General features: G+C 66.7%; 17 protein-coding genes. 6 read left to right on the forward strand and 11 right to left on the reverse strand.

Annotated elements, in window-relative coordinates; all coding sequences use genetic code 11:
• Positions 1-168: 168 nt before the first annotated feature.
• Both rho and V3B30_RS13160 read left to right on the forward strand, forming a co-directional pair.
• Entirely contained in the window at positions 169-1,914 is a 1,746-nt protein-coding gene (gene rho / locus V3B30_RS13155) for a transcription termination factor Rho (RefSeq protein ID WP_100474118.1), read from the forward strand.
• A 209-nt stretch (positions 1,915-2,123) separates the two neighbouring features.
• Entirely contained in the window at positions 2,124-3,698 is a 1,575-nt protein-coding gene (locus V3B30_RS13160) for a sensor domain-containing diguanylate cyclase (RefSeq protein ID WP_262083580.1), read from the forward strand.
• Positions 3,699-3,737: 39 nt separating this feature from the next.
• On the opposite strand, the gene V3B30_RS13165 is transcribed toward V3B30_RS13160, so the two are convergent.
• Both V3B30_RS13165 and aceK read right to left on the reverse strand, forming a co-directional pair.
• Positions 3,738-4,628, reverse strand: a complete 891-nt coding sequence (locus V3B30_RS13165) for an energy transducer TonB (protein ID WP_262083581.1) — start codon at positions 4,626-4,628, stop codon at positions 3,738-3,740.
• Positions 4,629-4,708: 80 nt separating this feature from the next.
• Positions 4,709-6,439, reverse strand: coding sequence for a bifunctional isocitrate dehydrogenase kinase/phosphatase (aceK, locus tag V3B30_RS13170; RefSeq protein WP_262083582.1), 1,731 nt, complete (start codon positions 6,437-6,439; stop codon positions 4,709-4,711).
• A gap of 238 nt (positions 6,440-6,677) precedes the next feature.
• Here aceK and V3B30_RS13175 point away from each other — a divergent pair, with 238 nt between their 5' ends.
• The gene (locus V3B30_RS13175) at positions 6,678-7,424 is read left to right on the forward strand and encodes a KilA-N domain-containing protein (RefSeq protein ID WP_100474122.1); all 747 of its coding nucleotides are present in this window, start codon (positions 6,678-6,680) and stop codon (positions 7,422-7,424) included.
• A 110-nt stretch (positions 7,425-7,534) separates the two neighbouring features.
• Here the strand turns inward: V3B30_RS13175 and V3B30_RS13180 are convergent, their stop codons facing one another.
• From V3B30_RS13180 to V3B30_RS13220, 9 genes are all read right to left on the reverse strand, one after another.
• Positions 7,535-7,894 carry a hypothetical protein gene (locus V3B30_RS13180; RefSeq protein ID WP_100474123.1) on the reverse strand — a complete coding sequence of 120 codons (360 nt, stop codon included), beginning with the start codon at positions 7,892-7,894 and terminating at the stop codon, positions 7,535-7,537.
• 53 nt (positions 7,895-7,947) lie between these two features.
• Positions 7,948-8,364 (reverse strand): roadblock/LC7 domain-containing protein, encoded by a 417-nt coding sequence (locus V3B30_RS13185; protein WP_262083583.1) that lies wholly within the window; start codon positions 8,362-8,364, stop codon positions 7,948-7,950.
• Positions 8,357-8,905 (reverse strand): ATP/GTP-binding protein, encoded by a 549-nt coding sequence (locus tag V3B30_RS13190; RefSeq protein WP_262083584.1) that lies wholly within the window; start codon positions 8,903-8,905, stop codon positions 8,357-8,359. The genes V3B30_RS13185 and V3B30_RS13190 overlap by 8 nt, the downstream gene beginning before the upstream one ends.
• Positions 8,898-9,863, reverse strand: coding sequence for a hypothetical protein (locus V3B30_RS13195; RefSeq protein WP_262083585.1), 966 nt, complete (start codon positions 9,861-9,863; stop codon positions 8,898-8,900). Before V3B30_RS13195 ends, V3B30_RS13190 begins: the two co-directional genes overlap by 8 nt.
• A 309-nt stretch (positions 9,864-10,172) precedes the next feature.
• Positions 10,173-12,395, reverse strand: a complete 2,223-nt coding sequence (locus V3B30_RS13200) for an NADP-dependent isocitrate dehydrogenase (RefSeq protein ID WP_262083586.1) — start codon at positions 12,393-12,395, stop codon at positions 10,173-10,175.
• Between the two features lie 346 nt (positions 12,396-12,741).
• Positions 12,742-13,251 carry a hypothetical protein gene (locus V3B30_RS13205; RefSeq protein WP_262083587.1) on the reverse strand — a complete coding sequence of 170 codons (510 nt, stop codon included), beginning with the start codon at positions 13,249-13,251 and terminating at the stop codon, positions 12,742-12,744.
• A gap of 46 nt (positions 13,252-13,297) precedes the next feature.
• A complete protein-coding gene (locus V3B30_RS13210; protein WP_262083588.1) occupies positions 13,298-13,591 on the reverse strand; it encodes a LysM peptidoglycan-binding domain-containing protein in 294 nt (97 codons plus the stop codon).
• Positions 13,592-13,804: 213 nt separating this feature from the next.
• Positions 13,805-14,623, reverse strand: coding sequence for an NADPH-dependent 7-cyano-7-deazaguanine reductase QueF (gene queF / locus V3B30_RS13215; protein WP_262083589.1), 819 nt, complete (start codon positions 14,621-14,623; stop codon positions 13,805-13,807).
• A gap of 540 nt (positions 14,624-15,163) precedes the next feature.
• Complete coding sequence (locus V3B30_RS13220; RefSeq protein ID WP_262083590.1) at positions 15,164-16,483, reverse strand: M20 family metallopeptidase; 1,320 nt, start codon at positions 16,481-16,483, stop codon at positions 15,164-15,166.
• Between the two features lie 187 nt (positions 16,484-16,670).
• Here V3B30_RS13220 and V3B30_RS13225 point away from each other — a divergent pair, with 187 nt between their 5' ends.
• The 3 genes from V3B30_RS13225 (at position 16,671) to V3B30_RS13235 (ending at position 24,374) form a co-directional block, all read left to right on the forward strand.
• Positions 16,671-17,912 (forward strand): efflux RND transporter periplasmic adaptor subunit, encoded by a 1,242-nt coding sequence (locus V3B30_RS13225; protein WP_262083591.1) that lies wholly within the window; start codon positions 16,671-16,673, stop codon positions 17,910-17,912.
• Positions 17,913-17,986: 74 nt separating this feature from the next.
• A complete protein-coding gene (locus tag V3B30_RS13230; protein WP_262083592.1) occupies positions 17,987-21,220 on the forward strand; it encodes an efflux RND transporter permease subunit in 3,234 nt (1,077 codons plus the stop codon).
• A gap of 31 nt (positions 21,221-21,251) precedes the next feature.
• The gene (locus V3B30_RS13235) at positions 21,252-24,374 is read left to right on the forward strand and encodes an efflux RND transporter permease subunit (RefSeq protein ID WP_262083593.1); all 3,123 of its coding nucleotides are present in this window, start codon (positions 21,252-21,254) and stop codon (positions 24,372-24,374) included.
• Positions 24,375-24,494 lie beyond the last annotated feature (120 nt).

Consider the following 24,494-nt stretch of genomic DNA (forward strand, 5'->3'; position numbering starts at 1 on the left):
GAATGCTGTTCCTGGCGACCCTTGCATGGCGCCGCAGGCCGATGATAGTGTCGGCATATCCGGCCGCGTTCGCGTGCCGCACCCTCTGGACGCAGTTTCTTCCAGACCCATTCCCAACGTTCGCCGCCCCAGCCGGGCGCTCGCACCTTCAAGCGAGGAATAACGCTCTTGTCCGATAACACTTCCGAAACCGGCAGCGCCGATGCGCCCGCCGAAAAGCGCGTGCGCAAGCCCCGCGTGAGCAAGGCCGCCGCTCCGGCAGCCGCCGAAACCAGCGCCGCTCCGGCGCAACCGACCCTGCCGCTGGCAGCCGCGCCCGAAGCGCCGGCACCGGCTGCAGCCGCCCCCGCGCCGAGCGCGCCTGCCGCTGAAGCCCCTGCCTCCGGCGGCGGTGAGGGTGGCGAAGGTCGCGAATCCGGACAGCGCCAGCAGAACCACCAGGGCGGTGGCCAGAACCAGGGCCAGGGTCAGAACAACAATCCCTACAACCAGAACGGCCAGCAGGGCCAGGGCAATCGCCGCGACCGTTTCCGCAACCGTCGCGACCGTGACCGCAACCGCGGTGGCCGTGATGACGGCATGCCGCAGGACGGTGGCGAGCAGCAGCCGTTCGTGCCGCGCCCGCACGCCAACGTGCCCGAGGGCTTCCCGGTCTACTCGCTGAGCGACCTCAAGCGCATGCCGGCGCAGAAGCTGCTGGAAATCGCCGAGCAGCTGCAGATCTCCGAAGGCGTTGCCCGTGCCCGCAAGCAGGATGTGATCTTCGCCCTGCTGAAGGTGCTGACCCGCCACGGCGACGGCGTCGCCGCCGACGGCGTGCTGGAAATCCTGCCGGACGGCTTCGGCTTCCTGCGCGCGGCTGAAGCCAGCTACCTGGCCGGCCCGGACGACACCTACATCTCGCCCAGCCAGATCCGCCGCTTCAACCTGCGCACCGGCGACCACATCTCCGGCCGCATCCGCTTCCCGAAGGACGGCGAGCGCTACTTCGCGCTGAACATCGTCGACACCATCAACGGCGAGCCGATCGAAGCGTCGAAGAACAAGGTGCTGTTCGAGAACCTGACCGCGCTGTTCCCGCGCCGCCGCTTCACCCTGGAGCGTGGCAACGGTTCGTCGGAAGACATCACCGGCCGCATCCTCGACCTGATGGCACCGCAGGGCAAGGGCCAGCGCTCGCTCATCGTGTCCCAGCCGAAGGCGGGCAAGACGATGATGATGCAGCAGGTCGCCACCGCCATCACCACCAACCACCCGGACGTGCACCTGATCGTGCTGCTGATCGACGAGCGCCCGGAAGAAGTGACCGAAATGCAGCGCACCGTGCGCGGCGAGGTCATCAGCTCGACCTTCGACGAGCCGGCCGCGCGCCACGTGCAGGTGGCCGAAATGGTCATCGAGCGCGCCAAGCGCCTGGTCGAGCACAAGAAGGACGTGGTGATCCTGCTGGACTCCATCACCCGCCTGGCCCGCGCCTACAACAACGTGGTACCGAGCTCGGGCAAGGTGCTGACCGGTGGTGTGGACGCCAACGCCCTGCACCGCCCGAAGCGCTTCTTCGGTGCCGCGCGCAACGTGGAAGAAGGCGGCAGCCTGACCATCATCGCCACCGCGCTGGTCGATACCGGCTCGAAGATGGACGAGGTGATCTACGAAGAGTTCAAGGGCACCGGCAACAGCGAAGTGCACCTGAGCCGTCGTATCGCTGAAAAGCGCGTGTTCCCGGCCATCGACATCAACCGTTCCGGCACCCGCCGCGAAGACCTGCTGATCGAGCCGGAGCTGCTGCAGAAGATCTGGATCCTGCGCAAGCTGCTGCATCCGATGGATGAAATGGCCGCGATGGAGTTCCTGCTGGACAAGATGAAGAACACCAAGTCCAACGACGAGTTCTTCGGTTCGATGAAGCGCTGATCCACGGCGTTGCATCGAAAAGAACCTGCCGCTCGCTGCGGCAGGTTTTTTTTTGCCTGCAGGGCGACCCACTTCACTTTGCCGCCGACCGCTTTTGGCGATAATCCGCCCACCACCCTGCCCGGCCCTGCGGGCGTGGGCACCGATTCCCGCTGTCGCCCCTTCCGGAGAACCGGTCGGGTCCAGCCTCCTGCCGGATCCGTCGACGCATGCCAACGCTGTCTCCCCGCCTCAACCTGGGCAAGTTGATCCTCGCCCTGGCCCTGCTCAGCGCCATCATCGCCCTGGCCAATACCCTGCTGGCCAGCTACCGCGTGCAGCGCGACCAGCTGGTCGGCACTACCCTGGAAGCCAACCGCGTCTATGCCACCAAGCTGGCCGAGACCACCCAGAACTTCCTGCTGGCCGCGCAGCAGGAGCTGGCCTACGCCGCCACCCGGCTCGGCCAGAGCGACCTGGATCCGAAGCAGGCCCAGGATGAAGCCAGCCGCCTGCAGCTGCAGACCAACAGCTTCAACTCCTCGCTGGTGGTGGACGCCGACGGCCTGGTGATCGCCACCTCGCCGCAGACCCTGCAGCTGCAGGGCGAGATCCTGCACAGCGTCGGCAACAACGCCGCACTGGCCGCGCGCCAGCCGATGATCAGTGACCCGTACCAGTCGGCCACGGGCAAGCTGCTGGTCTCGCTGTCGCACCCGATCTTCGATCGCCAGGGCCGCTACCGCGGCTACGTCAGCGGCACCCTGTACCTGCGCCAGCGCAGCGCGCTGCACACGCTGCTGGGCAAGCACTACTATCGAGATGGCTCCTACCTGTACGTGGTCGACCGCCATGGCCGCCTGCTGTACCACGCCGACGGCAAGCGGGTCGGCGACTACGTGGTCGGCAACCCGGCGGTGAAGGCGGTGGTGCGCGGTGAACGCGGCGCGCAGCAGGTACGCAACAACCTCGGCGTGTCGATGCTGGCTGGTTATGCGCCGGTACCGGCCACTGGCTGGGGCATCATCGCCCAGCGGCCGACCGAGGCCACGTTGCAGCCGCTGTCGCGGTTGATGACCGCGGTGATCTGGAACGCGATTCCGCTCGGCCTGCTTTCGCTGCTGATCACCTGGTGGTTCGCCCGGCGCATCTCGATGCCGCTGTGGCAGCTGGCGCGCAATGTGCAGGGCGGCGAGGACACCGGCAATGCAATCAACCACGTCAGCGGCATCCGCGCGTGGTACTTCGAGGTTGCCCAGCTCAAGCAGGCGGTACTGCACAGCTTCAACGCCCTGCAGGAGCGGATCGGTACACTCAGCCGTGCCAACCGCACCGATCCGCTGACCGGCCTGCTCAATCGCCGGGGCCTGCAGCAAGCGCTGGATGCACTGCAGGTGCAGGGCATACCGTTCGCAATCCTGGCGCTGGATATCGATCGCTTCAAATCGATCAACGACAGCCACGGCCATGACGTCGGCGACGCCGCCATCGTCCATATCGCTGACCAGATGCGCCGCTACTCGCGCGACAGCGACATCCTCTGCCGCGCCGGTGGCGAGGAATTCCTGCTGCTGTTGCCGGGCATCAGTACCGACTCGGCACGCCAGGCCGGCGAGCGCCTGCGCCAGCACATCGCCGACCATCCGTTCGAGCCGGTGGGCACCATCACCGTGTCGCTGGGCGTCGCCCACTTCCCCAGCTTCCATGTCGATGCCGAACAGGCGCTGCGGCTGGCCGACAAGGCGCTGTACATGGCCAAGGAACGAGGCCGCAACCGGGTGGTGGTCTACCCATACGCGGACTGAGAAGCAGCCGGCCAGGCCGGCTGTTTCACCGCGCCGGAATCAGCGCTGCGCCAGCGGCGTCAGCAGGCGCAGGCCGCGCTGGGTGCCATCGACCATGTACACGCCGCCGGCCGGCAGCAGATCACTGCCCGCCTGCCCGGCGGTATCCGGCGTGCGCCACGGTGCGGCCTGGCGCGGGCCGGGAATGAAGGCGCGCCAGCGCCCGTAACGTTCCGGCTGGGCGTTGCCATTGTTGTTCAGTGCGAAGGTGACCGGCACGCGCACGGTCCAGGAGTCCCGCGTGCTGTCCTCGCCGGTGGTCGGCGGCACGAAGGTCCACTTGCGGGCCGCACTGATGCTGGCCTTGGCGAGGATGTCGCGCATCCTGGCCATGGTCCGTTCCGGTGCGACCACCGTCATGTTCACCTGTTCGGCAATGACATCGGCAACGGTACCGTCGCGCGCCACCTGGACCAGCAGCAGTACGTCACCCTGCCCACCATTGCGGAAGGCATCCTCGGGGTAGCGCGGTGGCGGCATGCGCTTCTGGGTGACCGAGTCAGTAGCCTTCGGATCATATTCAGAGAAGTCGACACTGGTCATGCTGACCTGGTAGCCGCCATCGTCCTGCTCCTTGCCACGCAGGCGTACCCGCAGCGGCGCGTGGATGGCCACCGGCCTGCCATCGCGCAGCGTCGGCTCGAACTGCCAGCCACGGATGGTGCCTTCCACGAATGATGCGATACCCGGTGCGAGCATCGCCTGCTGGTCCAGGACCAGCTTGCTGACCGAACCGTCGGCCGCCACGTCGATGCTGCCCGACAGCGCCATGCTCATCTCGGCAGCTGCGCGCACCGCGCGCGCGTTCTGGGCAACGGCGTCTGCCGGCAGCAGGGGAGCACCGGCGGTGAACGCCAGGGCCAGCGCAAGGAACAGGGGAGAACGCATCATTGCCGGATCCATGGTGATGAGGTGGTCCCCGAGCGTACCCCAGCCTGGACGGGACCGGCAGGCGGTTCACGCCAATCCGTTCAGGCCAGGCGATGAGCCACCGCGTAGGGCGGCGTGTCCGGATAGTCACCTTGGGCGAAGCGTTCCTGCAGGCCCTGCCACCACGCTGGATCGAACAGGTGCAGGTAATGTTCGCGCACCGCGGCCAGCTCGCCCGCCGGCAGGCCCATGAACGGGCCGAAGCGCTCGGGAAATACATCGCGTGGCCCGACATGGAACCAGGGCTCGTCGGCCATGGCTTCCTCCGGCGTACGCGGCTGCGGCCAGGCGCGGAACACGCAGTCGCTGACCAGGCACAGCTCGTCATAGTCGTAGAACACGGCCCTGCCGTGCCGTGACACACCAAAGTTCTTCGGCAGCATGTCGCCGGGGAAGATGTTGTTGCGTGCCATGTCGGTGATCGCCTGCGCGTAGTCGAGCACCGCAGCGCGCACCGCCTCCCGGGACTGCTCGCGCAGGTACAGGTTCAAGGGACGGAAACGACGCTGCACATAGCACAGTGCGATCTCGACCTCCTCGCCATCGATGCGTACGCTCTGCGCGCACTGCTGCAGCAGCTCTTCCAGCAAGGCCGGCGCGAAGCGCTCGCGCGGGAAGCGCAGATGACGATAGGGCTGTGCGTCAAGCAGGCGGCCGACACGATCCAGGTTGAACACCAGCGCATACTTTTCTTCCACCTGCTGGCGCGACATCGACTTCGGCCAGGCGAAGCGGTCGCGGATCAGCTTGAATACCAGCGGATAGCTGGGCAGGGTGAACACCGCCATGACCATGCCCGGCGTGCCTTCGGCGTGCACCAGCCGCTCCTGCGGGTGCTCGTTGAAGTGCCGGAAGAACGTGCGGTAGCGCTCGGTCTTGCCCTGCTTGGCCCGGCCCAGCACGGTGTAGATCTCGTCGATCGGCTTGCCCGGCAGCAGGCTGCGCAGGAACACCACGGCGTCGCCGACCGTGCCCAGGTCGGCCTGGAAGTAGCTGCGTGATACACCGAACAGGTGAGCGACATCACGGCGCCGGGTCAGCACTGCATCGGCACGCAGGCCGCGCTCGTCGTTGACCAGGGCGATCACGCACGGCGAGAAGCGGTGCTCGCCGAACACGCGGCCGACCAGGTAGGCACGGCGCTCGCGGTAGAACACGGTGTCGAGCAGTTCGATGCTGCGTACCGGCGTGTCACCCCAATGGGCGAGGTCATCCTGCAGCCGCACGGCGATGGCCGCCGCGCAGCGCAACTGGTGCGCATAGGGCGTGTCGAAGCGGTAGTCGGCCAACACGCGTTGCAGCGCCTCCACCGGCCGCGTCGGCGAGACCGCATAGGTATGCCGCGCGACGGGGTGGGTGATTGCATCGGACGGCTCGACGTCGAAAGCGATGAACTCCAGCGCCGGGTCCACGCCCCGGGTAGCGAACAGACGCCGCGACAGCGTGTTGTAGAAGGTCTTGTACAGTTCGGCATCGATCAGGCCCTGCAGCAGCGCGCTGTACCGCGCGTGCACCTGCAGCCACAGTGCGCGCTCGCCGATCGCCTCACCGGCGAGGCGACGCAGCGCATCCATCTGCTCGGCGATGCACAGGTCATACAGGGCGATGCGTTCGACCGCATCCTGCCGCGCACCGGCCCAGTCGCGCTGCTCGAAGCGCTGCCGCGCCCGCGCGGTGATCGCCGCGAAACGGGCATGATACTGCTCGAAACCATCGCGGATGGCGCCGGCGATGCGCGGCGCCAGCTCGGCAGCGATGTCAGGCTCGGACATGCAGGGCTCACCCCGGGAGGACCGGCTTCACCATACGCTGGCGTGGGGTGGGTTGTGTAGAGCCGAGCCTATGCCCGGCCTGGTTTGCCGCGATCTGCCCGAAGTACAGCCGAGCATCGGTTTGGTCCCAGAGGGGCCAGCGCGCCACTGCGCGCCGCGACAAACGCAACGATTCCTACAGACCCCGCGCCCCCGTGCTGCCTACCCTGTCAGGCCCAACAACGGCACAAGGTGACGCATGCAGCAAATGACCTTTATTCCGCGCGTGGAGGAAGGCAACGTAATCCCGCAGCGCGCCCGCGACGGCTACATCAGTGCCACCGCCCTGTGCCAGTCCGTCGGCAAGCGCTGGTCCGACTACCGGGCGCTGAAATCAACGGAGGAGTTCCTGCAGGAACTCATGGCGCAGACGAAGCTGGCCGAGAATGAACTGATCCACGTGGTATCCGGTGGAAACCCGGCAATGCAGGGTACCTGGATCCACCCGTACCTCGCCATCAACCTCGGCCAGTGGTTGTCGCGCAAGTTCGCGGTGAAGGTCTCGCAGTGGGTGGTGGAATGGCAGCAGGGCCGCGCCAACGCGGTGATGCCCGTGCACATCGACCGCTACATGCAGAACCGTGCCAAGGTGCCGTACACCCATTTCTCGATGCTCAACGAGCTGACGTTGAACCTGATCGCACCGCTGGAGCAGGCGGGCTACACGCTCCCGCAGGCGCTGGTGCCGGACATCTCCGAAGGCCGCCTGTTCTGCAAATGGCTGAGGGATCATCGCGGCGTCAACACCGATGCACTGCCCACGTATGACCACGCCTACCCGGACGGCCGCACGGTGCAGGCCAAGCTGTATCCCAACGAGTTCTACGAGGACTTCCGCCGCCACTTCAACGAAGTGTGGCTGCCCAATCATGCATCCAAGTACTTCGCCGCGCGCGACAGCAAGGCTCTATCGTTCGTCTCTGCACTGCTGCTTCCAGCAGCTTGAGATTCGCGTCGAGCCTGCCTGGCTGCCTCTGCCGCAGTCGCGCAGGCTCGACGCTACGAAGGGCGGAGACCGCAGCAGCCGAGCATGGCTCGGCTACAGAAGCCGTTCGCTCAGATCGCCAGTTCGGTCTCCACGTCCTGCACCTTGCGCCGGGCCAATGCCAGGTTGGACTTGGTGCGGTCCAGCACGATGTAGAAGAACAGGCCCTTCTTCTTCGCCACCGGGCGCATGATGTGGTAAGCCTTGCCCAGCGAGATCAGGATGTCTTCAATGCTGTCGTTGAGGTTCAGCGACGCGGCGGTCTTCATCTTGGCGCGGATCACTTCAGTGTTGCCGGCGGCGGCCACTTCCATGTCCATGCCGGCACCGGCTTCGCCCAGCAGCATGCCGCTTTCGTAGTCGACCAGCGCCACTGCCTGCGCGCCATCGATGCCCATCAGTGCATCCAACGATTCAGTCAATCCAGCCACGTCGCACCCCTTGTCGATGTTGGTTCGAGCCCCTCGTTCCCCTGCGGCCGGGCTCACGTTCCGCCGAGTTCGGCCAGGATTGCCTGGCCACATTCCCTGCTCTGCCACAGCACCTGGCCGATCACGCTGCGCTGGTCGCAGGCCGCCATCAGCAGCAGCGGTGCGCGCCCTTCGGCCTGGATCGCCAGCATCAGCACCTTGCCGCCCATCGCTTCCAGCATCAGCGTCTGCAGATCGCCCAGCACCAGTTCGCGCCCCACCGCTGCGGCCAGCGCCAGCATCGCGCTGGTCATCGCCGCCAGCCGTTCGCCGCGCCCTTCGGCGCCGGCGCTGACCAGCGCGAAGCCATCGACACTGGCCAGCACCACCGTGCGCACGCCTTCAACGCGCTGCTGCAGGTCCTGCAGCAGCGGCTGCAGGCGCTCACGCTGGCCGGCATCGGGCAGCACCGCCAGATGCCCGTCAGCCATGCGCCGCCACCAATGCGTGCGCTTCCATTTCGCTCATCAGTACATCCATCAGCAACAGTCCCTGTTCGCGGTCGCGGGCATCCACGGCCAGCAGCGGCAGCGGCTGGCCGTCAAGGCAGGCACGGGCGGCGCAGCCATCCAGTGCGGCCTGTGGCGCCTGGTCCAGGTGGGTGACCGCCACCACCAGCGCCAGTGACGATGCGAACGGCTGCAGCACCTGCAGGTAGTCGTCCAGTTCGGTCGCCAACCCGGCGCGGCGCGCATCCAGCAGCAGCACCGCGCCACGCGCGCCCTGCAGCAGGATCGGCCACAGGAAATCAAAGCGCTGCTGGCCGGGCGTTCCGTAGAGACGCAGGCGTTCGCCGTTGGGCAGGTCGATGTCTGCGTAGTCCAGCGCGACGGTGGTGGAAGCCTTGTCGGCGCCAAGGCGATCACTGTTGGCCACGTCGGTGTCGACCACCGCACCGGCCGCGATGCTGCGCACGAGTGTCGACTTTCCGCTGCCCATGCCACCCAGCACCACCACCTTGTGCTCACGCATTGCGCTCGCTCCCGCGCAGGTGCCGCCACAGGCGGGCAAGCAGGCCGTGGTCGGCGCCATTGCCGCGTAGTGCTGTCATCGGTGTCACCGGGGCGCTCTGCAACTGCGCGTAACCGCAGAGATAGGCTGCATGGATGAAATCGCGCACCGCCGCAGCCGGCAACTCGAGCAGCATCGCGCATTCTTCAACCGTGCACGCGCGCTTGAGCAGCAGCGAGCACAGGCGGAAGCCATCGTGGTCGTGACCCAGTACGCGGAAATCCGGCCAGCGCAGCAGCTTTACCGAGGCGCCGCGCAGGCGTTCGTCCAGTGCCTGCCAATGGCGGCTGCGTTGCGCCCATTGCCATAACAGCGGCCGCAGCGGCTGGCGTGGTCGCTCACCACCCAGCGCCTGCAGGCGCGCCGGTGTCAGTGCATCCAGCTGCAGGCGTTCGAAGGCATCGGCCAGGCGCTCCACCAGCGCGCTCGCGGGCTCCTGCAACAGCACGGCCTGGTCATGCTCCAGGTCCATCAGCAGCAATGGCTCGCCTGCATCACTCAACAATGCCTGCCCTTGCCTCAACGGCAGCCGCTCGCGCAGCAGGCGGGTGATGGCGTGCGCGCCATCGGCCAGACGGATCGGTGCGGGTGCGTGCATGGCCATGGACTCCGGTGCCAACTGCATGCGGCGGAGCGCGCGGCCGATGGCACCATCGTCAAGCACATCCTGGAGCCCGTCGCCGTCACGCAGCTGGCCGCCGATATCCTCGATCCAGCACTGCAATCGCGGGCGTTGCTGGCGCATGCGCTGGGCCGCGTTGCGCAGTGCCGGGGTATCGCGGATGACCAGCAGGTCGCAATCGTCCAGATCCTGGCTGCGGCGGACCTGGCCATCCGGCAGTGCCGAGGCCAGGCGCAGCCGTTGCAGCAGGGCCTGCTCGCCCTGGATGTCGGTTCCCACTACCAGCACGCGTGCCATCCGTGTTCCCCGTGCGGCCACCTCCCCGGTGGCCTCGTGTCGCCAAGGCTAGGGCATTGCCGACGAGGGCCGTCGTGATCAACTGCTCAGATTGAGGGCGGCTGCAGACCGTCTCCTATCGGTTCTGCGACGGCCATCGCGGGCAAGTTTCATACCCCTTTGACGGCATTCCGACAGCCGACGGATGTCGCAGTTTCATCGCCTGGGGTCAGATCCCTTTTGCATGGCAAAAGGGATCTGACCCCCAGAGCCAAAAAAGAAACCCGCGCCGAAGCGCGGGTTCCGGTGTCACGACCTGGCGGCAGTGGATCAGCCGCGCAGCTGCTCCAGCGCGGCGTTGAAGGTCACGCTCGGGCGCATCGCCTTGCTGGCCTTGGTCACGTCCGGCCGGTAGTAGCCGCCGATGTCCACGGCCTTGCCCTGCACCGCGATCAGCTCTTCGACGATCTTCCGCTCGTTGTCGGTCAGTGCCTTGGCCAGCGGGGCGAAGCGCGCCTTCAGTGCGGCGTCTTCGTCCTGTGCGGCCAGGGCCTGGGCCCAGTACAGCGCGATGTAGAAGTGGCTGCCACGGTTGTCGATGCCGCCCAGCTTGCGCGACGGCGACTTGTCGTTGTCCAGGAACTGGCCGTTGGCTTCGTCCAGCGCCTTGGCCAGCACGCGGGCGGCGGCGTTGTCGTAGCGGTTGCCCAGGTGCTCCAGCGACGCGGCCAGGGCCAGGAACTCACCCAGCGAATCCCAACGCAGGTAGTCCTCTTCGACGAACTGCTGCACGTGCTTCGGAGCCGAACCACCGGCGCCGGTCTCGAACAGGCCACCACCGGCCATCAGCGGCACGATCGACAGCATCTTGGCGCTGGTGCCCAGTTCCATGATCGGGAACAGGTCGGTGAGGTAATCGCGCAGCACGTTGCCGGTCACCGAGATGGTGTCCTCGCCCTTGCGGATGCGGTCCAGCGAGAACGCAGTGGCCTCCACCGGCGGCAGGATGCGGATATCCAGGCCGGTAGTGTCGTGGTTCTTCAGGTACTGCTCGACCTTGGCGATGACCTGCGCGTCGTGGGCGCGGGCGGCGTCCAGCCAGAACACGGCCGGGGTGCTGCTCAGGCGGGCGCGTTCGACGGCCAGCTTGACCCAGTCCTGGATCGGCGCGTCCTTGGTCTGGCACATGCGCCAGATGTCACCGGCTTCCACGGCGTGCTCGAACACCACGGTGCCGGCATCGTCGGTGACCTTGACCACGCCATCGGCGGCGATCTGGAAGGTCTTGTCGTGCGAGCCGTACTCTTCGGCCTTCTGCGCCATCAGGCCGACGTTGGGCACCGAACCCATGGTGGCCGGGTCGAAGGCGCCGTGCGCCTTGCAGTCGTCGATGACGGCCTGGTACACGCCGGCGTAGCAGCGGTCCGGAATGACCGCCTTGGTGTCCTGCAGCTTGCCTTCGGCGTTCCACATCTTGCCGGAGTCGCGGATCATCGCCGGCATCGAAGCGTCGACGATCACGTCACTCGGCACGTGCAGGTTGGTGATGCCCTTGTCCGAGTTGACCATGGCCACGCCCGGACGCTGTGCATACTCGGCAGCCAGGTCGGCTTCGATCGCAGCGCGGGTGGCTTCGGGCAGCGATGGCAGGCGGGCGGCCAGGTCACCGATGCCGTTGTTGGCATCAAAACCGGCCTGCTTCAGCACCTCGGCGTGCTTGGCCAGCACGTCCTTGTAGAACTCGTTGACCGCCACGCCGAACATGATCGGGTCGGAGACCTTCATCATGGTCGCCTTCAGGTGCAGCGAGAACAGCACGCCCTGGGCCTTGGCGTCGGCGATCTGCTCGCCAATGAACGCGGCCAGTGCCTTGCGGCTCATCACGGCGGCATCGACGATCTCGCCAGCCTTCACCGCGGTCTTTTCCTTCAGCACGACGGTGCTGCCGTCCTTGCCGTGGAAAGTGATCTTCAGCGAACCGGCGTTGGCCATGGTGGCCGACTTCTCGCTGCCGTAGAAATCACCGGCGGCCATGTGGGCGACGTGCGACTTCGAATCCGACGCCCAGGCGCCCATGCGGTGCGGGTGCTTGCGCGCGTAGCTCTTCACCGACAGCGGTGCGCGGCGATCGGAGTTGCCTTCGCGCAGCACCGGATTGACCGCACTGCCCTTGACCTTGTCGTAGCGCGCCTTGTAGTCGCGCTGCTGGTCGTCGGCGGGGGTTTCCGGGTAATCCGGCAGCGGATAGCCCTGGTCCTGCAGTTCCTTGATGGCCGCCTTCAGCTGCGGCACCGAGGCGGAGATGTTCGGCAGCTTGATGATGTTGGCGTCCGGGGTGGTCGCCAGCTGGCCCAGCTCGGCCAGGTCGTCGCTGACCTTCTGCGCATCGGACAACAATTCAGGGAACTGCGAGAGGATGCGGCCAGACAGCGAGATGTCACGGGTTTCCACCACGATGCCGGCAGTGGCGGTGTAGGCATCGACGATCGGCAGCAGCGACTGGGTAGCCAGGAACGGGGCTTCGTCGGTCAGCGTGTAGAGAATCTTGGACATGGGGGACTTGGACTCTGTAGCAGTGCTCAGGGGAAGGCCGGCGCCAGCGCCGGGCCACGTGCAACCGTGTCGCGCGCGGGGCTGGGCCCCACGCTTTCCCCCGTCGCCGTCAGGGTGGGCGCGCGACGGGGAAACCCCTGCATTGTCGCGTTTTCAGCCGCGCGGGGCAAAGCCACGCCATACGCGGCGGTACTGCACGCGGGCAACGCTGTGATCCATCCACGCTGGGCGTGGAGCTGCCAGAACATCGCGCCGCACCCCGGATCCATGTCATCGCCCAACAAAAAAGGACGCAGCCTCGCGGCTGCGTCCATCGTGAGCCCTGCCGGGAGAGAGTCGGCAGAACTTACTTGACCTCGAACTCCTGCGGCGTTCCGGCCGCCTTGCCATCAACCATGACCTCGGCGCGGTACTTGCCGGCCGGCCAGCCCTTTGCATTCTTGAACGTGACGTTGGTGGTTTCCGCGCCACTGGTATTCAGGGTCGCGGTCTGTTCGCCGGCCACCTGGCCGTCCTGGAAGGTCAGCTTGGCAGCGACGCTCACGTTGTTGGCGGCGCCGTCAGTCTTGACCGAGACGATGACATCATCCTTCGGCGCGAACAGTGCCGCCGGTGCAACCGACTTGTCGGCGGCAGCGGTCTTGCCCACGGTGACGTTGGAAACGCTGACCGCTGCAGCTTCCGCCATCGGCGGCGGCGCACCGGTCATCGGCGCCGGTGCCGGCTCGGCCGGAGCGGTTGCGGCAGGCGCGGCATTGTTGTCGGTCGACTCTTCCTTCTTCTTGCAACCGACCAGGGCAACGCTGCCCAGCAGGGCGGCGATCAGGGCGGTCTGGAGCGGGGTGGTCTTGATCATTCGGGGTTCCTCCCAGGGCAATTGTCGGACGGCGTTCGGTCGCCGTTTACTTCGGCGGCAGTTTCAGGGTCTGGCCCGGGAAGATCTTGTCCGGGTCATCAAGCACATCGCGGTTGGCTTCGAAGATCTTCTTCCAAGCATTGGCATCGCCCAGATGCTGCTTGGCGATCTTCGACAGCGAGTCCCCCTTCTGCACGGTGTAGGTACCACCGCTGACGACGTCTGCGGTGCTGTCCACCGAAGCGCTGACGCCAGAGAAGTCTGCCTTCGGCACGTGCTCGGCGGTACTGTCGACGCTGCCACTGACGCCGGAGAAATCGGCTTTCTTCTCGGTACTCATCCACAACTCCCGTCTGCATGACTACGTTGCATGCACGTTGCCATGGTGGTTGTTAAATGGGGATGGTGCAGATGTGAAGCCGCCCCGGGGGGCGGCTGAACAATCGGGAAGCCGGGTGCCCGGTAGTGCCGGCCGCTGGCCGGCCTGCCCCGCTGGCAGATCCTTCGCGGTTGCCGGCCCGGGACCGGCACCAGCCTTAACCGCCTGCGGCGGCTATTGGCGCAACTCGCGGTAGGTCGCGGCCGGGGCGGCGATGCCGGGGCTGGCGCGCCAGGGGTTGATGTCCAGGCCGCCGCGGCGGGTGTAACGGGCTTCCACTTCCAGCCATTGTGGCTGGCAGCGCGCGGACACCTCGCTGAATATCCGTTCGACGCACTGCTCGTGGAACTCGGCATGCTCGCGGTAGCTGACCAGGTAGCGCAGCAGCCCGGCGCGGTCGATCTTCGGCCCGCGGTAACGCAGGCTGATCGTGGCCCAATCCGGCTGGCCGGTGACCGGGCAGTTGGACTTCAGCAGTGCCGAGACCAGGATCTCCTCCACCACCTCGCCCGCATCGGCGGCGAGGAATTCCGCCTGGGGTGGGCCATAGCAGTCGATGGCCACGTCCAGCCCGTCGATGGACTCGCCCAGTGGCGACTCACGCAGGTCCGGCAGGCCGAACTCAACCTGGACCGGCGCACCGGCGCAGGCTGACAAGTCAGCCACCAGGCGCTCACGCAGTGCCTCGGCGCTGTCGATGCGGGTGCTGTTGAGGGAGTTGAGGTACAGCTTGAACGACTTCGACTCGATCAGCCGCGGCGAGGTGCACGGCACCTGCACGGTCGCCACGGCGACCTGCGGCTTGCCACGCGGGTCGAGCCAGCTCAGCTCGAAGGCGTGCCAGCGGTCGTGGCCGACGAACGGCAGCGCGGCGTCATCCAGGCCGATCTCGGCACGGGCGCCGCTGCGCGGGATGGGAAACAGCAGGCCGGGATCGTACTGCGACGGGTAACTGACCTCGCGACCGAGGCTGGAATCCTGTGGGGTGTTCATGGGGTCATTGTATCGCGCGGACGGCGGGCCTTCGGCCGGGCCGGCCAACGGCGGAGCCCCTCCGTAGTGGGGTGTTGGGTCGTCGAAAGCCTGGATTCCCGGGAGTGGGCCGGGCGGATGGGGCTGGCGGGGACGCCGTGAATCCGTCCCTGGAGGCTTAGCCGCGCCATCCATGGCGCGGATACCCCGCCAGCCCCACCCGCCCGGCTCCCCGGACACATTTCTGCCGCCGATCCACCACGGGAAAGATCAGAAAATCAAAATCAGAATCCGATCCTTCAGACGTTCATGACGTCCGCCGTGCCGACCAACGGTCGGCACCCACCAACAGCAGCGGGCACCAACAGCCGCGGGAAACTGTCGAAGACGGGGTGGGTCCGGTTGAGGCGGTGTCCGCGGCATGGATGCCGCGGCCAAGCCCCCATGGACGGGTTTACGGCGTCCCCCGCAACCGGACGCACCCCGCCATCCCACGGAATGCCCGTTTTTGACGTTGACGTTGATCTAAGCGGGTGCAGGGCGCAGCCCTGCCGGAAACCCTCACCCTGCAGGAGTGCCGGCACCGTTCAAGTAATCCAGGCTCACCTGCAGCAGCGCGCGCAGTCCCACATCCAGCGCCTTCTCATCCAGCAGGAACTTCGGCGAATGGTTGGCCGGTGCCGTCGCCGGGTCGATGCCCACGCTGGTGGAGCCGACGAAGAAGAACATGCCCGGCACCTCCTTTGCGTACAGCGAGAAATCCTCCGCGCCCATCTGCAGCGGCGGCTCGTACACGTTGTCCTTGCCCACCACCGCCTGCAGGCTCGGCAGCATCTTCGCCGTCAGTGCCGGGTCGTTCACCGTGGCCGGGTTGCCTTCCGACTCGTAGATGTCGGTCACCGCCTTCGCGCCATGCGCGGCGGCAGTGTGCTCGGCCACGTTGCGCAGGTCGGCGAAGATCTGCTGGCGCATGCCTTCGTCGAAGGTGCGGATGGTGCCGACCATCTCCACCTCATCGGGAATGATGTTGTAGCGGATGCCACCATTGATGGCACCGAAGGTCAGCACCGCCGGCTGCTTGGACAGGTTGGCGCGGCGGCTGACGATGGTCTGCGCGGTGCCGACCAGGTCAGCGGTGGCCACGATCGGGTCCACGCCGTTCCACGGCGCCGAGCCATGCGTCTGGCGGCCGATCACCTTGATGCCGAATCGATCCGAAGCAGCCATCAGCGGCCCACCCCGCACCGCGATCTGTCCTGCCTGCACGCTGGAAAACACATGCAGGCCGAACACCGCTTCCGGCTTGAAGCCGGCGAACAGCCCTTCCTTCAGCATCAGGGCCGCACCACCCTCTTCCGGTGGCGGTGCCCCCTCTTCGGCCGGCTGGAAGATCAGCATCACCTGGCCCGGCAGGTCCTTCTTCATCGACACCAGCGCTTCGGCCACGCCGAGCAGGGTGGCGGTGTGTGCGTCGTGGCCGCAGGCATGCATCACGCCCACGGTCTGCCCGCGGTACTGGTCGGTGGCCTTGGAGGCGAACGGCAGACCGGTCTGTTCGGTCACCGGCAGCGCGTCCATGTCCGCACGCAGGGCAATCTTCGGCCCGGGCTTGCCACCTTCGATGATCGCCACCACGCCATGGTGGGCGATGCCGGTCTTCGGCTTCAGGCCCATCGCGCGCAGGCGCTTGGCGACCTCGGCCGAGGTACGCACCTCGCGGTTGGACAGTTCCGGGTGCTGGTGGAAGTCGCGGCGCCATTCGACCACCTTGGCCTGCAGCCGCTGGGCGGCGGCGGTCACTTCCGGGCGCTGCCCGTCCTGGGCATGGGCGAGGGCCGGCAAGGCCAGCAGCAGGGCGGACAGCAGCAACGAACGGCGCATCACGATCTCCACGGCAGGGGGTTCCAGCTGAATGTAGGGCAACACTGCCGTCACGGGAACCTCCGCGGCCGGATCCGGTCCTAGCGCCCGTCCCATCCGTCATGCAGGAAACGTGATGTGGCACAGGTATGCTTTGCGCATTGCCAACCGGGGCACCGCCCTGTCCAGCCCACTTGGAGTCCTCGTAATGTCACGTGTTTGGAAGATCGTGCTGCTGGTCGTGGCGGTACTGGTGCTGGCCGTGGTCGGCCTGCGCGTCATGGGCGGAGGTAAGGACAAGCCTGGAAAACCCGCTGCGGGCGCGCGCCAGGGCGGCGAAGATCCGGATGCCGGCCCGGTGCCGGTGACCGTGGTGGATGCCACGCGCCAGGACGTGCCGGTGTATGCCAGCGCGCTGGGTACGGTGACCGCGATGAACACCGTGACCGTCAGCCCGCAGGTCGGCGGCCAGCTGATGAGCCTGAATTTCCGCGAAGGCCAGGAAGTGAAACAGGGCGATGTGCTGGCGGTGATCGATCCGCGCACGGCCCAGGCCAGCTATGACCAGGCCGCCGCGGCCAAGCGCCAGAACGAAGCCCTGCTGGCCACCGCGCGCTCCAACTTCCAGCGTTCGAACGCGCCGGAGTATCGCCAATACGTCGCCAAGACCGACCTGGATACACAGCGAAACCAAGTGGCACAGTACGAAAGCGCGGTCGCAGCGAACGAGGCCAGCATGCGCTCGGCACAGGTGCAGCTGCAGTACACCAAGGTCACCGCACCGATCTCCGGCATCGCCGGCATCCGCGCGGTCGACGCTGGCAACGTGGTCAACGCCGGCACCGCACTGGTGACGCTGACCCAGATCCATCCGATCCACGTGCTGTTCAACCTCCCCGAGCGCCAGCTCGGCGATGTGCGCCAGGCGCAGGCGGCCGGCACGGTGCCGGTGGCCGCGCTGGACCGTGCCGATTCGCACGTGTTGTCCGGCGACGGCAAGCTCGACGTGGTCGACAACCTGATCAGTGCCGACAGCGGCACGTTCAAGGCGCGCGCCCTGTTCGACAACACGGACAACGGCCTGTGGCCGGGCCAGTTCGTCAACGTGCGCATGCAGCTGCGCACGATTGCCGGCGGCGTGGTCATCCCCACCCAAGCGGTGCTGCGCGGCCCGGACGGCGAGTACGTCTATGTCGTGCAGGGCGACAACACGGTGAAGATGCAGACGGTGCGCAGCGGCGTGGAAGTGGGCGACAGCCAGGTGCAGATCGCCGAAGGCCTGAAGGGCGGCGAGCGGGTAGTCAGTGAAGGCCAGTTCCGCCTGAAGCCAGGCAGCAAGGTCACCGCACTGAAGCCGGGCGAGACCCCTGCCGCACCGACCGAGGCCGAACTGAAGGCCGCCGAGCAGAAGAACGGCAGCGGTGGCCGTCGCGGTGGTGGCCCGCGCTGAGCGCAGGCCACTGACCTCCCTCGCGCCGGCGAACCTGCCGGCGCCGACATTGAAGTGCCAGCAAGGATCAGTCCGTGGGCTTTTCGACGATCTTCATCCGCCGCCCGATCGCCACCTCGCTGTTGATGGCGGGCCTGTTGCTGCTGGGCATTCTCGGTTACCGCAAGCTGCCGGTGTCGGCGCTGCCGGAAATCGATGCGCCCAGCCTGGTGGTCACCACCCAGTACCCCGGCGCCAACGCCACCACCATGGCCTCGCTGGTCACCACGCCGCTGGAGCGCCAGTTCGGGCAGATCTCCGGGCTGGAACTGATGACCTCCGACTCGTCGGCCGGGTTGTCCACGATCATCCTGCAGTTCTCGATGGACCGCGACATCGACATTGCCGCGCAGGACGTGCAGGCGGCGATCCGCCAGGCCACCCTGCCCTCGTCACTGCCCTACCAGCCGGTCTACAACCGGGTGAATCCGGCCGACGCGGCCATCGTCACCCTGAAACTGACGTCTGACACGCGCCCGCTGCGCGACGTCAACAATTACGCCGACTCCATCCTGGCCCAGCGCCTGTCGCAGGTGCAGGGCGTCGGCCTGGTTTCGATTGCAGGCAACGTGCGCCCGGCCGTGCGCATCCAGGTCAATCCGGCGCAGCTGTCGAACATGGGCCTGACCCTGGAACAGCTGCGCAGCGCGCTGACCCAGGCCAACGTCAATGCGCCCAAGGGCTCGCTGAACGGCAAGACGCAGTCCTACAGCATCGGTACCAACGACCAGCTGGCCAGCGCCGCCGAGTACCGCGACACCATCATCAGCTACAAGAACGGCCGCCCGGTACGGCTGTCGGACGTGGCCGAGGTGATCGATGGCGTGGAGAACGACCAGCTTGCCGCCTGGGCCGACGGCAAGCCGGCGGTGCTGCTGGAAGTGCGACGCCAGCCCGGTGCCAACATCGTGCAGACCGTCGAGCGCATCCGCGCGATCCTGCCGCAGCTGCAAGGCGTGCTGCCCGCCGACGTGCACCTGGAGATCTTCAACGACCGCACCGAGACCATCCGCGCCTCGGTGCATGAAGTGCAGTTCACCCTGATCCTCACCATCGGCCTGGTGGTGGCGGTGATCTTCGTGTTCCTGCGCCGGCTGTGGGCCACGATCATTCCGTCGGTGGCGGTACCGCTGTCACTGGCCGGCACCTTCGCGGTGATGGCCTTCGCCGGCATGTCGCTGGACAACCTGTCGCTGATGGCGCTGGTGGTGGCCACCGGCTTCGTGGTCGACGATGCGATCGTGATGATCGAGAACATCGTGCGTTACATCGAGCAGGGCAAGAGTGGCAAGGAAGCGGCCGAGATCGGCGCGCGCCAGATCGGCTTCACCGTGCTGTCGCTGACCGTCTCGCTGGTGGCGGTGTTCCTGCCCCTGCTGCTGATGCCCGGCGTCACCGGCCGCCTGTTCCACGAGTTCGCCTGGGTGCTGAGCATCGCGGTGGTGCTGTCGATGCTGATCTCGCTGACGCTGACCCCGATGATGTGCGCCTACCTGCTCAAGCCCGATGCCCTGCCCGAGGGCGAAGACGCGCATGAGCGCGCGGCAGCGGCCGGCAAGCAGAACCTGTGGACGCGTACGGTGGGCCTGTACGAGCACAGCCTGGACTGGGTGCTGGGCCACCAGCGCCTGACCCTGGCCGTGGCCGGCGGCGCACTGGTGCTGACCGTGCTGCTGTATGTGCTGATTCCCAAAGGCCTGCTGCCCGAACAGGACACCGGCCTGATCACCGGCGTGGTGCAGGCCGACCAGAACATCGCCTTTCCGCAGATGGAGCAGCGCACCAGGCAGGTGGCCGAAGCCCTGCGCCAGGACCCGGACGTGACCGGCGTGTCGGCCTTCATCGGCGCCGGCAGCATGAACCCCACGCTCAACCAGGGCCAGCTGTCGATCGTGCTGAAGGAGCGCGGCGAGCGTGATGGCCTGGATGAGATCCTGCCGCGCCTGCAGAAGGCCGTGGCCGGCATTCCCGGCGTGGCGCTGTACCTGAAGCCGGTGCAGGACGTGACCCTGGATACCCGCGTGGCCGCCACCGAGTACCAGTACTCGCTGTCGGACGTGGATTCGGCAACGGTGGCGACCCAGGCCACGCGCCTGACCGAAGCACTGCGCAAGCGCCCGGAACTGGCCGACGTCGACAACAACCTGTCCAACCAGGGCCGTGCGCTTGAGCTGAACATCGACCGCGACAAGGCCAGCGTGCTGGGCGTGCCGATGCAGACCATCGACGACACGCTCTACGATGCGTTCGGCCAGCGCCAGATCTCGACCATCTTCACCGAGCTCAACCAGTACCGCGTGGTGCTGGAAGTGGCGCCGGAGTTCCGCACCAGCACCGCGCTGATGGAACAGCTGGCGGTGGCGTCCAACGGTGCCGGTGCACTGACCGGCACCAATGCCACCAGCTTCGGCCAGGTCACCTCGTCGAACTCGTCGACCGCTACAGGCATCGGCGCGCAGAACACCGGCATCACCGTTGGTGCCGGCAACATCATCCCGCTGTCGGCGCTGGCCGAAGCCAAGGTCAGCAGTGCGCCGTTGCTGGTCAGCCACCAGCAGCAGCTGCCGGCGGTGACGGTCTCGTTCAACGTGGCGCCGGGCTATTCGCTGTCCGATGCCGTGCGGGCAATCCAGGAGACCAAGGACAGCCTGGACATGCCCACCCACCTGCATGCCGAGTTCATCGGCAAGGCCGCCGAGTTCACCGGCAGCCAGACCGATGTGGTGTGGCTGCTGCTGGCGTCGCTGGTGGTGATCTACATCGTGCTGGGCGTGTTGTACGAGAGCTACATCCATCCGATCACGATCATCTCCACCCTGCCGCCTGCCGGTGTCGGCGCGCTGCTGGCGCTGATGCTGTGCGGGCTGAGCCTGTCGGTGGATGGCATCGTCGGCATCGTGCTGCTGATCGGCATCGTCAAGAAGAACGGCATCATGATGGTCGACTTCGCGATCGAGGCGCGCCGCGCCGGTGCCAACGCGCACGAAGCGATCCGCCGCGCCTGCCTGCTGCGCTTCCGCCCGATCATGATGACCACGGCCGCGGCCATGCTCGGCGCGCTGCCGCTGGCACTGGGCACCGGCATCGGTTCGGAACTGCGCCGCCCGCTGGGCATCGCCATCGTCGGCGGCCTGCTGCTGTCGCAGCTGGTGACCCTGTACACCACACCCGTGATCTACCTGTACATGGAGCGCTTCTCCGAGTGGCTGGAGCGTCGCCGTGAGCAGCGCGCACTGCGCGACGGTTCGCTGCAGGAGCCGCAGGCATGAACCACTCCCCGGTGCCGTGGGGGGCCGCACGATGAACCTGTCCGGCCCCTTCATCCGCCGTCCGATCGGCACCGCGCTGCTGGCCATCGGCCTGTTCATGGTCGGCCTGATCTGCTACCTGCGGCTGGGCGTGTCGGCGCTGCCGAACATCGAGATCCCGGTGATCTTCGTGCACGCCAGCCAATCGGGCGCGGATGCGGCGACCATGGCCTCTACGGTCACTGCACCGCTGGAACGCCATCTCGGCCAGCTGCCGGGCATCGACCGCATGCGCTCGTCGAGCTCGGAAGGCAGCTCGCTGGTCTTCATGATCTTCCAGAGCGGCCACAACATCGATTCGGCGGCACTGGACGTACAGACCGCGATCAACTCGGCGCAGGCCGACCTGCCCACGGGCATGGGCTCGCCGATGTACCAGAAGGCGAACCCGAACGATGACCCGGTGATCGCCATCGCGCTGACCTCGCAGACGCAGTCGGCCGACGAACTGTACAACGTCGCCGATTCGCTGCTGGCGCAGCGCATCCGCCAGATCAGTGGTGTTGCTTCGGTCGACATCGCCGGTGCTTCGACGCCAGCGGTACGCGTGGACGTGAACCTGCGCCTGATGAACGCGCTGGGCCTGACCGCCGATGACCTGCGCAACGCGGTGCGCGCGGCCAACGTGACCTCGCCCACCGGCTTCCTCAGCGATGGCAACACCACCACTGCGATCATCGCCAACGACTCGGTGGCGCGTGCGGCCGACTTCGCCGACCTGGTGGTGAAGACCCAGGGCGATGGCCGGGTGATCCGCCTGAAGGACATCGCCAATGTCTACGACGGCCAGCAGGATGCCTACCAGGCCGCGTGGTTTGACCACAAGCCGGCGGTGGTGATGTACGTGTTCACCCGTGCCGGCGCCAACATCGTCGAGACCGTTGACCGGGTCAAGGCGCAGATCCCGACCCTGCGCGACTACCTGCAGCCGGGCACCACGATGACGCCGTACTTCGACCGCACGCCGACCATCCGCTCGTCGCTGCACGAAGTGCAGATCACCCTGCTGATCAGCCTGGCGATGGTGGTGCTGACCATGGCGCTGTTCCTGCGCCGGCTGGCACCGACGCTGATCGCCGCAGTGACCGTGCCACTGTCGCTGGCCGGTGCCGCGCTGGTGATGTACGTAATGGGCTTCACCCTGAACAACCTGAGCCTGCTGGCGCTGGTGATCGCGATCGGCTTCGTCGTGGACGATGCGATCGTGGTGATCGAGAACATCATGCGCCATCTCGACGAAGGCATGCCGCGCATGCAGGCGGCGTTGACCGGTGCCCGCGAGATCGGCTTCACCATTGTCTCGATCACCGCCTCGCTGGTGGCGGTGTTCATCCCGCTGCTGTTCGCCAGCGGCATGATGGGCGCGTTCTTCCGCGAATTCACCGTCACCCTGGTTGCGGCCATCGTGGTCTCGATGATCGTTTCGCTGACGCTGACCCCGGCGCTGTGCAGCCGCTTCCTCAGCGCACACGACCACAAGGCAGCCCCGTCGCGCTTCGGCCGCTGGCTGGATGCCGGCCACGAGCGCATGCTGCGCATCTACACCGTGTTCCTCGACTTCTCGCTGCGCCACGCGTTGCTGCTGTCGCTCACCCCGCTGATCCTGATCGGCGTCACCATCTTCCTGTTCGGCGCGGTGAAGAAGGGCGCGTTCCCACCGCAGGACACCGGGCTGATCTGGGGCCGCGCCAACTCCAGTGCCACCGTCTCCTTCGAGGACATGGTCGCCCGCCAACGCCGCATCACCGACATGCTGATGGCCGACCCGGCGGTGAAGACCGTGGGTGTGCGCCTGGGCAGCGGCCGCCAGGGCTCCAGCGCACAGTTCAACATCGAGCTGAAATCGCGCAGCGACGGCCGCCGCGAAACCACAGCACACGCATTGGCGCGGCTCAGTGCCAAGGCCGACCGATACCCGGACCTGCAGCTGCGCCTGCGCGCGATCCAGGACCTGCCCAGCAACGATGGCGGCGGTTCCAGCCAGGGCGCGCAGTACCGCATATCCCTGCAGGGCAATGACCTGGCCGCACTGCAGGAATGGCTGCCCAAGCTGCAGGCGGAACTGAAGAAGAACCCGAAACTGCGCGACGTCGGTACCGACGTGGACAACGCCGGCCTGCGCCAGAACATCCAGATCGACCGCGCCAAGGCCGCGCGCCTGGGCATCACCGTGGGTGCCATCGACGGCGCGCTGTACGGTGCGTTCGGCCAGCGCCAGATCTCCACCATCTACTCGGACATCAACCAGTACAGCGTGGTGGTCAATGCGCTGCCCTCGCAGACCGCCACGCCGGCGGCGCTGGACGAGGTGCATGTGCGTGCAGGCAATGGCGACATGGTGCCGCTCACTGCGGTGGCCAAGCAGGTGCCGGGGCTGGCGCCTTCGCAGATCACCCATGAAAACCAGTACACGACGATGGACCTCAGCTACAACCTGGCACCGAACGTGAGCATGGGTGAGGCCAAGGCGATCATCGACGCGACCGTGGCCGGCATGCGCATGCCCGGCGACATCCGCCTGGCCGATGATGCGGGCTTCGGCTTCAACTCCGATCCCAGCGACATGCTGATCCTGGTGTTTGCCGCGATCCTGACCGTGTACCTGGTGCTGGGCATGCTCTACGAGAGCCTGATCCACCCGGTCACCATCCTGTCCACGCTGCCGGCGGCGGGCGTCGGTGCACTGCTGGCGTTGTTCGGCACCAACACCGAGCTGTCGGTGATCTCGATGATCGCGCTGGTACTGCTGATCGGCATCGTCAAGAAGAACGCGATCATGATGATCGACTTCGCGCTGGTCGCGCAGCGCGAGCATGGACTGGCACCGCGCGACGCCGCGCGAGAGGCCAGCATCGTACGCTTCCGCCCGATCATGATGACCACCATGGTGGCGATCCTGGCAGCCGTACCGCTGGCGATCGGCCTGGGTGAAGGGTCCGAACTGCGCCGTCCGCTGGGCATCGCGATGATCGGCGGCCTGCTGTTCTCGCAGAGCCTGACCCTGCTCAGCACGCCGGCGCTGTATGTGATCTTCTCGTGCCTGGCCGAGCGTTGGCGCGCACGTCGCGCACGCAAGCGCGAAGCGAAGCTGCTCAAGCGCGCGCAGCGGGCCTGATCGGATCGCCGGCCAGCGGCCGGCGCTACCGTGGGTGCGGATGGTGGGTGCGGACCGTTGGACCGCACGCCTCCGGGTTTGACGCGCCGTAACGAAAAGAGAACAATTCTCATCCAGCCA

The sequence above is a fragment of the Stenotrophomonas sp. SMYL41 genome (assembly GCF_036319965.1).
Classification (GTDB): Bacteria; Pseudomonadota; Gammaproteobacteria; order Xanthomonadales; family Xanthomonadaceae; genus Stenotrophomonas; species Stenotrophomonas maltophilia_R.